At 34.9% G+C, this 12,133-nt stretch carries 10 protein-coding genes, 1 pseudogene and 1 riboswitch; of the genes and pseudogenes, 3 read left to right on the top strand and 8 right to left on the bottom strand.

What is annotated here, in order from left to right; all coding sequences use genetic code 11:
- Positions 1-8: 8 nt before the first annotated feature.
- The gene (locus KHA93_RS22380) at positions 9-1,007 is read left to right on the top strand and encodes an inorganic phosphate transporter (RefSeq protein ID WP_213113137.1); all 999 of its coding nucleotides are present in this window, start codon (positions 9-11) and stop codon (positions 1,005-1,007) included.
- Between the two features lie 567 nt (positions 1,008-1,574).
- Here KHA93_RS22380 and KHA93_RS22375 read toward each other — a convergent pair.
- Positions 1,575-1,877, bottom strand: coding sequence for a Dabb family protein (locus KHA93_RS22375; RefSeq protein ID WP_213113136.1), 303 nt, complete (start codon positions 1,875-1,877; stop codon positions 1,575-1,577).
- A gap of 369 nt (positions 1,878-2,246) precedes the next feature.
- Positions 2,247-2,335, top strand: a riboswitch (cyclic di-GMP riboswitch).
- Positions 2,336-2,621: 286 nt separating this feature from the next.
- Between KHA93_RS22375 and KHA93_RS22370 the strand changes: the two genes are divergently transcribed.
- A complete protein-coding gene (locus KHA93_RS22370) occupies positions 2,622-4,328 on the top strand; it encodes a methyl-accepting chemotaxis protein (RefSeq protein WP_213113135.1) in 1,707 nt (568 codons plus the stop codon).
- Between the two features lie 208 nt (positions 4,329-4,536).
- Here the strand turns inward: KHA93_RS22370 and KHA93_RS22365 are convergent, their stop codons facing one another.
- The 7 genes and pseudogenes from KHA93_RS22365 to KHA93_RS22335 all read right to left on the bottom strand — a co-directional run.
- Positions 4,537-5,094: a peptidoglycan-binding domain-containing protein gene (locus KHA93_RS22365; RefSeq protein WP_213113134.1), complete on the bottom strand. Its 558-nt coding sequence runs from the start codon at positions 5,092-5,094 to the stop codon at positions 4,537-4,539.
- 576 nt (positions 5,095-5,670) lie between these two features.
- Positions 5,671-6,159, bottom strand: coding sequence for a hypothetical protein (locus tag KHA93_RS22360; RefSeq protein WP_213113133.1), 489 nt, complete (start codon positions 6,157-6,159; stop codon positions 5,671-5,673).
- On the bottom strand, positions 6,140-6,946 hold the full coding sequence (locus KHA93_RS22355; RefSeq protein ID WP_213113132.1) for a DUF3100 domain-containing protein: 807 nt from the start codon (positions 6,944-6,946) through the stop codon (positions 6,140-6,142). The genes KHA93_RS22360 and KHA93_RS22355 overlap by 20 nt, the downstream gene beginning before the upstream one ends.
- Positions 6,939-8,222 (bottom strand): M20/M25/M40 family metallo-hydrolase, encoded by a 1,284-nt coding sequence (locus KHA93_RS22350; protein WP_213113131.1) that lies wholly within the window; start codon positions 8,220-8,222, stop codon positions 6,939-6,941. Before KHA93_RS22350 ends, KHA93_RS22355 begins: the two co-directional genes overlap by 8 nt.
- A gap of 820 nt (positions 8,223-9,042) precedes the next feature.
- On the bottom strand, positions 9,043-9,414 hold the full coding sequence (locus tag KHA93_RS22345) for an iron chaperone (protein ID WP_213113130.1): 372 nt from the start codon (positions 9,412-9,414) through the stop codon (positions 9,043-9,045).
- 23 nt (positions 9,415-9,437) lie between these two features.
- Entirely contained in the window at positions 9,438-9,866 is a 429-nt protein-coding gene (locus tag KHA93_RS22340) for a hypothetical protein (protein ID WP_213113129.1), read from the bottom strand.
- A gap of 191 nt (positions 9,867-10,057) precedes the next feature.
- Positions 10,058-10,393 (bottom strand): annotated as a pseudogene (locus KHA93_RS22335) (pyridoxamine 5'-phosphate oxidase family protein); the annotation flags it as partial.
- A gap of 533 nt (positions 10,394-10,926) precedes the next feature.
- Between KHA93_RS22335 and KHA93_RS22330 the strand changes: the two are divergent.
- Complete coding sequence (locus KHA93_RS22330; protein WP_213113127.1) at positions 10,927-12,114, top strand: acyltransferase domain-containing protein; 1,188 nt, start codon at positions 10,927-10,929, stop codon at positions 12,112-12,114.
- Positions 12,115-12,133: the final 19 nt, after the last annotated feature.

Here is a 12,133-nt window from a genome sequence, read left to right as displayed (position 1 = left end):
TAGAGAGCATGAATACAATCCTTATCCTAACAATTTTAATTGTTGTTTTTGCAGTAGTGTTCGACTTTATTAACGGATTTCATGATACTGCTAATGCGATTGCGACTTCAGTATCAACAAAGGCCTTGCAACCAAGGCATGCCATTATATTGGCTTCTGTGATGAACTTTATCGGCGCAATGACGTTTACAGGAGTAGCAAAGACCATTACAAAAGATATTGTAGATCCATTTACTTTACAAAATGGATCTACTGTCATACTCGCTGCGTTATTTGCGGCAATCGCGTGGAATTTAATCACTTGGTATTATGGGATTCCAAGCAGTTCGTCACATGCGTTAATTGGTTCGATTGCAGGTGCAGCAATTGCGGCGGCTGGTTTTAACTCATTAAATTACAGTGGTTTTCTTACCATATTAAAGGCACTCATTTTATCTCCAATTTTGGCCTTTGCAGTTGGTTTTATTGTCTATAGTATTATAAAAATAATCTTTAAAAATAATAATTTGACTAAGACGAACAAAAGGTTCAGAAGAATACAAATCGCTACAGCAGCATTGCAAGCATATTCTCATGGAACAAATGATGCGCAAAAGGCAATGGGGATTATTACAATGGCCTTGATTGTCAATAAATATCAGAATTCTAGTGATATTCAATTTTGGGTTCAATTAATTTGTGCTCTTGCTATGGCACTAGGGACGGCCGTGGGTGGATGGAAAATTATTAAAACGGTTGGCGGAAAAATCATGAAAATTCGACCTGTCAGTGGTGTAGCAGCAGATTTAACTGGGGCAGCGGTTATTTTCGGAGCTACTTTTATCCATATGCCAGTAAGTACTACCCATGTCATTTCTTCTTCTATTCTAGGGGTTGGGGCTTCCCACCGCTTGAAAGGTGTAAAATGGGGAACGGCACAAACTATGCTCATTACGTGGGTGATTACATTGCCTATTTCTGCTACACTCGCAGCTATAAGCTATTTTATACTCAATATGTTCTTTTAACATGTATCAAGCTCTCTTGCTTTTGGCGAGAGAGTTTTTTATTGAATCCCACATGCGCTGAGTCAAATGGTACAGGCTTTTCTCACAAAACACTATTCCGAAATGGATTGGCGTTCCAAAAATAGTAGTTTAATTTTCTTTAATCTATATTCATTATCCACAAATTAAATAACAATGAAGTCGTTTTTATCATTCTCTTTTGGCAGTTTTTCCGTTTTATTTTGCTTCTTTTAAACGTATTTTAACTTATTGAAAATGTTACGAGGACAAACAACAATTCATTAAGTATAGTTCTGATACTACTCTATCGGACTCTTTATTCATAGAAATTACTTTATTCGCTAGAAACAACCATAGCACTTCTATATCAAAATATTACACAACAGACAAAAGCAAAAACTCCATTTTAAAAAAAGATTGATCAAAATGGAGTTTTTATATTAAAGTGAAGTATTTTTATAATGAAAGTTTAATAACTAAAGCCTCCTTTCGTTTAAGTACATTCTTTCACAGTATTTATTTCCATAAATAGGGGTAACCCAACAACTCTTTATATTCAGTTTCTCCTTAAGCTATTGGATAATCCACCACAACTACATTCTCAATTACACCGTCCAAAGATTTTACAAAGTCTTGATGAACTGGATGTGGACCGTATTGATTTAAAGACTCTTTATTTTCGAAGGTCACGCGTAAACCTAAGCTGTAGCCTTGTTTTCGCTCTTCCTCTTCCGTAACGTTAAAGCCTGCAGTAAGTTCTACAATCCCAGGAATTTTTTCTTTAAAACGTAGTAGCTTTTCTAAAAGTTCCTGCTCTTTTTCTGGAGTAATAGTTTCAATAAATTTAAAAAATACCATATGCTCGTACATATTTTTTCATCCTCTCTATACGTCTCTAACATCTAGACATTCGACAAAAACTTATATTTTCCTTCATCTCTTTAGAATTAAAACTTAGTATTTGATTTAAAAATATGAGATTTTCTACTATTCAACTAAAAAAATGGTCGCAGTCGCAAAACCATCTTCCACAATATCCTCCCTAAAATGTATTGCTCATTTTCTATGATGCTCTCGTATTTGTAATAGGTCCTAAACGCACCCTACCATTTTTTACATAATCAGGTATAAAACGACAAATGACTTGTTATACATTTTTCAATCTATTATAATAGTTCTGAAGTAACAGAAAATTAGTCAAATTCCATAGTAAAATAGCCATGTATCTTGTAGCAGAATGTACGATAAAGGCAAACACTTCTAAAGAGGTGGACGCAAAACTATAGGGGCTAATGTAAAAATCTTTACGATGCCAGCCAGTTACCGAAAAATCTCTTTAATTAGTAACCTTTCTTTTCGGTATTTTTATCGATATGTTTGGTTACTTTTTTATTTTGTCATCTTAAATTTTTGATATTAAAAAACAGATAGGAGGTTTATTCTTCACGGTAAAATATTGTGCAACTTATATAGGATGCTTTCTCTAGATTATACGAAATAACAGTTTACAAGAAGTACATAGGTAATAATGAACACTTAACCTATTTAAAGGTGATTTCAAATAGACTTTGAGAGAAAAATAAGATTAAAACTAACAAAGGGGTATTCAAATTAATGAATATTATAAGACTTAAAATAGGTATGAAATTCAATGTTTTAGTAATTGGTATTATTCTTTTTTTATCAGTTATTATCAGTTTAGTAGCCAAATACCAAATTGAAAAAGCTATGATGGAATCTTTTAAAGGCAGGGTCGAGAGTGTCTCGGCATTAGGATACAATTGGATAAATGAGACTTATCCAGGTGAATGGTCTATTAAAGATGGAGAGCTATACAAGGGAAATATAATCATCAACAACAACAATGCACTGCTTGATCAAATAGGCGAGATGACTAATGGAGCAGCAACCATTTTTCAAGGGGATACTAGTATTGCAACCAATGTAAAGGTTAATACAGGTCAAAGGGCAATGGGAAAGAAAGCAGATCCAAAAGTAACAGATGTTGTACTAAAAAAAGGGGAAATATACCAAGGTGAAGCCGACATTGTAGGAACGAAACACTTGACAATGTACAAACCAATCAAAGATCAAAATGGCGCAGTTATTGGCATGTGGCTAGTAGGACCAGAAATCAAGGTTATTCATGACACGGTTCTATCAGTAATATTATTGTTTGCTATCGTCCTAGTTATCGTAGGGTTGCTTGCCATTATATTAAGTATTATTTTCACTCGATCAATTGTACGACCAATCGTAATGATTAATAAACAATTAAAAGAGATTTCAGAAGGAGAAGGAGACCTTACAAAAGAACTTTCGGTCTATTCACAAGATGAAGTCGGCGATTTAGCCAATTCTTTTAATAAGATGCTTAAAAACCTTCGTGCTATGATTCGTCAAATTGATTTAATATCTGAACAAGTGGCTGCTTCTTCTGAAGAGTTAACAGCAAGTGCTGAACAAACCACCCACGCAACGAATCAAATTACTACATCCATCCAAGAGGTAGCTAGCGGTACAGAAACTCAGGTACAAGGAGCAAATGAAAGCTCTGTAGCCATGAGTGAGATGGCGAATGGCATGCAGCAAGTTGCGGAGACAACTTCCTCTGTATCCGAATTAGCAACGGGAACAAGTAAAGAAGCAATCAATGGACACGAGTCTTTGCAAAAAGTCATCCTACAAATGAATAATATTAATGAAGCTGTCAATGATTCAGCAACTGTCGTCAAAGAATTAAGAGAACACTCAGAGCAAATCGGAAAAATTACTGACGTGATCACCTCCATAGCCGAGCAAACGAATTTGTTAGCCCTCAATGCCGCCATTGAATCTGCCCGTGCAGGTGAAAATGGAAGAGGATTTGCAGTGGTTGCCGATGAAGTCCGAAAACTTGCTGAGCAATCGAAGGATTCGGCAGATCAAATTGCAGAATTGATTCAAAAGATACAAAGTGATACATCCCATGCCGCAAATGTCATGGATAAAGGAACCCAAGAAGTAAAGGTTGGTGTGGAAGTTGTCCATGAAGCAGAAGAAGGGTTTAAAATGATCTTACAATTAATTGATCAGGTTACAACCCAAATTCAAGAAGCTTCAGCCGTATCGGAAGAAATGTCTGCAAGTGTAGAACAAGTCAATGCCTCAGTCGAAGAGATTTCTCGGATAGCTCAAGTTTCTGCTGCTAATACTCAAAATGTTGCTTCTGCTTCAGAGGAACAGTTAGCATCCATGGAGGAAATTGTTTCTTCTGCAACTGCTTTATCCAAAATGGCCACAGAGTTACAGATGCATGTTAGTCAGTTCAAAACGGCATAGAATGAGTAATTTTAAGAGCTATTAGAATCTAAAATGAGCAAAACATCCCGTTCACTTTCAAAGGACGGGATGTTTTTTATGACGGAGATATCAAACATAGATTAGCAATGCAAAGTTTGAAATAAAAAAGGAGATTTTTTAATAGTAAATGTTTAGTAAAGGAAGCTACAGAAAATTACTCGAACATGTTTAGAATTTAACACCATTGTCATTCCCAAATACCTTCCATAACTAAATACTTCCAAGTGTTAGGTCCAACTACTCCATCTGCTGTGATCCCATGAAATTTTTGATAATTTTTCACTGCTGCAACTGTTTTTGACCCGTAAATACCATCATAAGGCTGTACCCCTAAATACCTTTGAACAAGTGACACATACCCACCACTAGAACCTGATCTAAGTACAGGCGCAGCTCTACATATCTTTTCCCAAGTGGCTGGTCCAACTACTCCGTCTGCCTTTAATCCATTTCTACTCTGAAAAGTTTTAACAGCATTGGCTGTAGCAGGACCATAAATCCCATCTAACTTTACTCCAACCACTCTTTGTATAAGCTCAAGATCGTTCCCTCCTACAGTATAAGGAGTTGTTAGTCTATACACTGGCCAAACATATTCCCAAGCGCGATTAATTGAGTTTTCTGTAGAGATATGTTGCTTTGAGACAGTAGTCATTGCTGAAGCATTATCAGTTCCTAGTAGACTCATGCTAAATACTGTTGTTAATGTTCCTAAAACACAAATACTTTTTTTACCTATTTTCATATTTTCATATCTCCTTTCGCTCAAAATACAATTTCATTAAAGCATAAAAATAATTAAGCTTCCACATTTATTCCCAATTTTCCCTTAATTTACTAATAAAGTCCCTTAATTGGTACCATTTAATAGATATAATTTCTTAATTTGATAAACCATTAAATGGTCATTTTCCACTATACATGTTGAGTGACAAATAAGTTGGTTAATTACAAATAAAGTCGTTTAATTTACAGGTATAACACATCTAAATTAAACGACTTTATTGTCACTAAATAAAAGAGGCTTCCATTATGTTCGATTCATAACGAAAGCCTTTCGTAAAATTAAATTTGTTTTTTTGTATAATAAAAGTTTTAATCACAGCCAGAAATCTTGATGTAACAAGGTTTACATCTTGAACAGGAAATTACTGTTTGTTACTATCCTGATTTGCAAAAAATCTTGATTTACCACATTTTTTGCACATATCGTTCAAGATATTACACACTTTCATCTTAAGGGTGGCTTCATGGGATTTCGTTAGCAAAATGTTAGCATTTTACTCACACAAATTCATTAATATTCAATAGCAAATATTTGCTACTTCCCTGCAAAAAATAACCCAATTTGCGCCATCAATGTACTACCAATATATGTTCCACTAAATACGAAAATTGCAACAATGGCAACTTTCCAAGAAGTATTCTTTAAATCCACCAAACGGTTTGCTACAGAAATTCCGGCAAAAGTAAGAATTGGTGTTGTGATGGAAAGGAAATCCACCGCTCGAATAGCTTGCACAAAAAAGTCAGAGATCAAGCACATAACAAGTGAAATAATCGCAACCCATCCTAATACCGGGAATTCTTTAAGAAAATTAATTGAACTTGTTTTAAGCTTTTCCGAAATTAAAATTCCAATCATAGAGAACACCCATAATGCAATCAATCCCACTATCGTCATCCAGGTAACTGCCATAGAATCAGGATTTTTCAAATGTTTAATAAACTGAGTAAATAAGATAAGTAAAAGACTTAATAAAATAATTAAACCATATTTAATATATGAATTACGCAGCGCGTTTTGCATTTTTATCACCTCTGACTAAAAGTCTGTAAATAAATTTCTGTAATGGAGCTGCAAGAAATACCATTGTAAAAGTACCTAGGAAACTAGTAAGCAGCTGACTTGCAGATGCATAGGCTAAAATGGTGCTCTCCATGTCTGGAACTTGTGCAACTAAAGAAGCAGAAGCGGCACTCATCATACTTCCAGAACCCATACCGCATGCCATAGCTAAGGCTTCAATACTGAAACCAAATTTAAGTAATAACGGGGCAAAAACACTGAAAAATATCGTTCCAAATAATGTACCGATGATATATAGGGATAATACCCCTCTTCCTTCATCAGAATCCAAAGTATATTTTTCGGAAATATAGGCGAGTTCCCCTTCACGACCAATTCCTAGTGTAGCTCCAATTGCTTCTCGTCGTAACCCAAGCAAAAGCGCAACCGGTAGACCTAATAAGACAGTTCCGAGGTTTCCAAGTTCCTGAGTAATGAATACCCAGCCAATCTGTAGAATTTCACCTAATTTCGGGGCAACATCTGCACCATATCGCGCCATAAGTGGCAGCATGATAAAAATCAAGTATTTCCCAGCAAATTCAACATTCTCTTTACTATAGACTTTTTTCCAAAAACCTTTGCGAAAAAAGGTCATTCCTAAAACCATAGTGATGATAATGGCAAATACAAGCGGCAATAAGCCAATTGAAAGAGTACCAATCTGAACACTTTGGAACCCAATCATTTCAGAAACTGTAATGACTGCTAGTGCAAATATAATGAGATAAATAAAATTCTTATTCATTTTCTTCGTTCCCTTCCTTATCCATAATTTCATTCATTAAATTGATATAATCTTTGTAACTTCTTCTATATAATCTTGAAGAGTCAATATTCCCATTCATTTTTTCAAAAACCTGTGCTAAAAATCTCGGGAATATCTCATAAATAAATGGAGGGTCGATATCGATAAAGTCATCCCCATGAATCGTTCCCGTAAACCCGCTGTAACCAATCTGAATGCAAGGAATCATATAAGACAGATCGCCAATATCTCCAGCTGCACTGATCGGGTCATCATTATACAGCACTTCAATTTCATCATTTTCTTTAAATGCTTCCCATACAAATTCTGATAAATAACGGTCTTGTTTAAAAGGTAAATAACCCATCTGTGTGGAAATTTCCACATCTCCTTGCAGGGCTATTGCACTTCCCGTTGCAGCAGCATCTAGTTTAATCGCAGCTTCCTTCATATATTCAATGGATAATGTCCTCAAATCTGTCCCTATTGTAATAGCATTGGGTATCACATTGGTTGACATATCTGATTCCATCACAATCGGATTAATTCGTACCTTTTCTGAATCTTTGAGTTGTTGACGGCTTAAGCCGACAGCTACATTAAACAATGTAGACATGTTATACGCATTTTTTGAAGAGAACGGATCAAACCCTGCATGAGTTGCTTTTCCAATAAATTTATATCTTTTATACAGGAATCCGGCTAAATCACAGTTTGTATTGATCGTTCGTTTCGCAAATTCTCCGCCTATAGCATGAACACAGATGGCCAAATCAATATCATCAAAAATACCAAGCTTCATTGCTTCTGGCTTACCACCATAATGCGTAATCTTGTTTTGTTTGATTAACTCGTCGCGATATGCTAGATCTAAATATTCCTCTGCTGGGACAAAGATAAAGGAGATTTTATAATTAAAATCCTTGTATACATTCGACTTCACCAAATAATTGTATAAAGCAAGTGCGATGGCAACCTGTGTGTAATGGCCGCAGTTATGGGCAGCACCCGTAATTTTATCTGCATACATATGTGAAGGGGTATACACTGCGTCTAATTCTGCAATAAAAGCAACTTGTAGTTTTTTATCTTGATCTCCCAACGTTGTTTTGAAACCAGTAGTACTGAATTCTTCAATTTCAATATTCGGATTCATAGACTTTAAAGAAGCTACAATCTTCTCTTTTGTGCGTTCTTCTTTATATCCTAATTCCGGATGATAATATATATCTTCTGCAATCTTTTTTATTTCCTCGTATTGCTTTTTGAAAATCATTTTGTTAACCCCTTTAACCAAAATCTATTAATATAACTTGATATTTCAATATATCTCTATTTTCATTTTCATATTTTTGTGATTAATGAGGATCCTTTGAGACTCATCTCAATACCGCATATTGTATATTTACTCTATACCATTGTTTGCTTTTGATGCGTAAATAGTAAAAAAAAGTATCTTTTATACAGAAAGTGAAATTAATAACCGAACGTTTTTTATTTTATTCTAATTATAGTTCGATATCAACCCCAAAATTATTCAAATATAATTTTTTTCATAAGAGGTATCATAGACAGCTGTGGTGAAATGCAGAATTTTATTCGTTTTATCTTCAAGATTCCTAATTTTCTCACCCTGATAATATTTGTAAAGCTTTGACACTAGTTTATTTTTCCATATTTAACCAAAATACAAACGAAAGGAAAAGCATTCTTTCGATTCTAGATACTAGGGACATGAAACAAATCATGGACAGGATTGCTCATACACATAATCAAATCACAAAAATGTGTACCTCTACCTCACAAAAAAAGGCTTCTCATAAGTTCAGTGAACTTATGAGAAGCCTTTTTATGATTCCTATTGATATTAAAATGAAATTTATAAAAGCAGATCACCTTGTAACATCAATATACCCTTATATTTTTGTATAACGGCTAAAATCAAATTGATTAGTATGAAAAAACTATTATCATCTACATCCTATTTGACGAGAGGTTCGCATACGGCCACTATTTAGCAGTTTGCACCTTAATTGAATCGCAAAAGCGCATGACAATCTTTTCGTGTCATACGTTTTTTGATAATGCGTGATGTATTATTTACGCCAAAAATTCGTATATTCTGCTTTATCCTGTATATTGAACTCAATCATTTTCTCAAGCAATTCGTAATCTACCGGATCATTCCACGGAATTCGAAACAAACCTTTGGTAGCGCTGTAGCCAGCTTTTGTTATATCATCGGCAAAGCGCTCAATGCCTACTTCTTCGGGTGAAATGCTTAAATGATGCTTCGCTGTGGAAAAGCCGATAATAAATGTGCCGTGATCGGTAAACATTGGTGTATTCCACTTGATTTGCGGTTCCAATTTTGGGAATTTATTAGCAATCCACGCCAAAATTTCATTTGTTCGGTCGCGGTGGTCGAGGTTATCGATACCTGCTAAATATTTTGCAAAAACGTCCATGTCATCCTCCTAAGATTTTATACTTACTTCTTTGATTTATTTTCCTTGGCAGCAGCATTATAATTTCTCAATCTTAAAGGCAGTTTTTTCTTTATTAAGTATTGTTCGTTAAGGACTATCACTTTCTCGTTGTCAGTAGTTTCGTATGGCCAGTATTTAAATTTATATTTTACAAATGCTAAGTGACCTACAAAATAAATGGGAAAGATCATGAACAGGAGAATGACTAATTGTAATAGGAAATTAACTTCTTTCCCAACGATATAAATTGTCATGACAGTATGGGCCCCAAAGGAAACCATTAATGTAATCAGCACATTACATATATGAAAAGGGATTACATCCCTTTTTTCTCGAAACATTTTCTCTAATTCATATTTAATTAATAGTGAAATAAAGACTGATATTACTATGACAAATAGGGTAACAAAATATGTAAGAACAGTGTACATTTTTCCGCCCCCTGAAATAAAAATGTTACCGTTCATTGTAACACAAGAGGCAAAAAAAGAAGTTTCTCAGAAGTTTACTCAACTTATGAGAAGCCTTTGTTAATTCACAATGTTAGAAATATGAAGCATAAATCTATTAAATACCAAATGTTAACATCATTCCGCCCAATCATAACCTCTTAATGTTTCCATCCTGGAATAAAAAAGATAAGACCTACTCTTGGGTTTAATAAGATATTTCGCATTGAATCTATTCTCTTATTTCCAGGTCTTTCAGGTAAAATTAACTGCTTCTTACTTAACACTTGAACAAAACCTCTCTTATCTCCTCGAGGAGAGACATCACAAAATCCAAATTCATCCGAGGTAGATAAAACCAAAAACGGTGATTTAGATATGAATTCTGAACAATTGTGATCAATATATGAAATCACTTTTCTCTTTACTAGCTCACTCGGAAAACCAATAATTGACCGTAGTTCTTCTTCCGTTTCAATCTTTTTTATAAATTGATAGTCTTCTTTCATACATCTACTTCCTCCTTCTTGATGAAAAGCTCATAATCAGTTCCCAATCTTCTAAGAGTCCCCAAGTAATTTCAGGGTATCCTTCTAAAGATTTCATTGAACTTCATACACTTTTTCAGTAGATTTACCTAATTCGTTATAGTGTTTAGCTATTTCAAGGGTAGTGGCTGAAGGATCTTCTTATATCCCACCCATTTTCCTAAAGCTCCTCACGCTACTGCATATTGACTTCTTTAAGAATAGCATTCTGTCAGTTTAAGTATAGCCTTTACAATCTGCATTTTAAGTAAGAATCATTTTCAATATGAATATATTACGAATTATTCCGACTTATTGGTATATTCCCATTTTTGGTGTTTTATTTTTGGAGCAGTTGGTTTAAAATTATAGTTGTAATATAGAATCGATAATCTAAATACAAAACACATTTTAATAAAGCTAAGCCTCGCGGTAAATATAGAAGATAAGGTGTTGATGACATGCTGCGGCCAAATCGAAAAAAAACTCAACTCATACAATGCTTTCATGAGTTGATGACCTTACTACATATCAATAATCCTCCGGAGGTGTGGGTTGAAAACTGGGAATCTGTAATAGCTCTATATAAAGATGATCAGCAGCTGTATTTTTTAAGAAGCGAATATATATCAGAGGCCAATCTTTATTTCAAGTTAAATGAAGAGAAATCTGCTGCTTTTTATCATGCTTTGGAGCTTATTAGAGGAAGAGAAGATTTGATCACTTTTGCATGGCTTTGGAAATGCCTGCTTTATGAAGAAAATAGTCCTACGGACGCTTATGACGTAGCAAGCTGGCCCATACCAGAAGTGGCAATGGGTGCTATGGCACAGATGTTTCCCTTGATTATTGCAGTTTCAAACCTTCCATGGTTAAGAGAGAATTATAAGATGCGTGGCATCACGGAATCCATTCTTTTTGATACCTTATCCGATATCGGAATCATTATGGAAGAATCGAGAAAACGAACAGGTGTCTGGGGAATTGAAAATTTCCTTCTTGAATGGTTAAAAAATCATTTTCAGGGCGGGCTCTTCCGCATTGGCCGTCTGCAATACATGCCTAAAAAATTTGATCAACATATCAGTGTTTACCGCCACATGAATACCAGAATGGTGATTGCATTAGAGGGGGAGTGTCAATTAACTGGTAATTTCTTTGAAGGGTTCCCTATAACCCCACTCGGTAGGGTTCTGTCGAAAACAGTAAAATTATCTTTAGCAGAATGGGAAGCAGTATTAATAAAGGGGGACTTCATGCTGGATGTCCATATTCCACGCGGAGGAAAATTGGAATATGACTTGCTGGATGAATCGTATCGAAGCGCAATGGCAATTTATCCTAAGCTGTTTCCTAAACAACAGTTCAAGGGTTTTATATGTCATACTTGGATGTTTGATCCACTTTTACAGAAAATTCTACCTGAGGATTCCAATTTGGTGAAATTCCAGCGTGATTTTTATTTGTACAGAATTGTTGATGATGATTCAGTATTTGAAACTGTATTTATATCCAAACCAAAAGATTTGCATACTTTACCGGAAGAGACTTCATTGCAGCGTGCAATCAAAAGGCATGTTTTGTCAGGTAAACAAATGAGTTCAGCTGCAGGATTTCTGTTATTTGACGATTTTTATAGTGGTCCAACATATTACCAAAAAAAGCAAGGAGAAGTTCAATCGTTACTAAAAATATGTGAATAGAACATGGAAGGATCTGATT

Source organism: Lederbergia citrisecunda, assembly GCF_018343695.1.
Taxonomy (GTDB): Bacteria; Bacillota; Bacilli; order Bacillales; family Bacillaceae_C; genus Lederbergia; species Lederbergia citrisecunda.
Note: the sequence above shows the minus strand (reverse complement) of the source record. Positions and strands in the feature narration are given on the sequence as shown.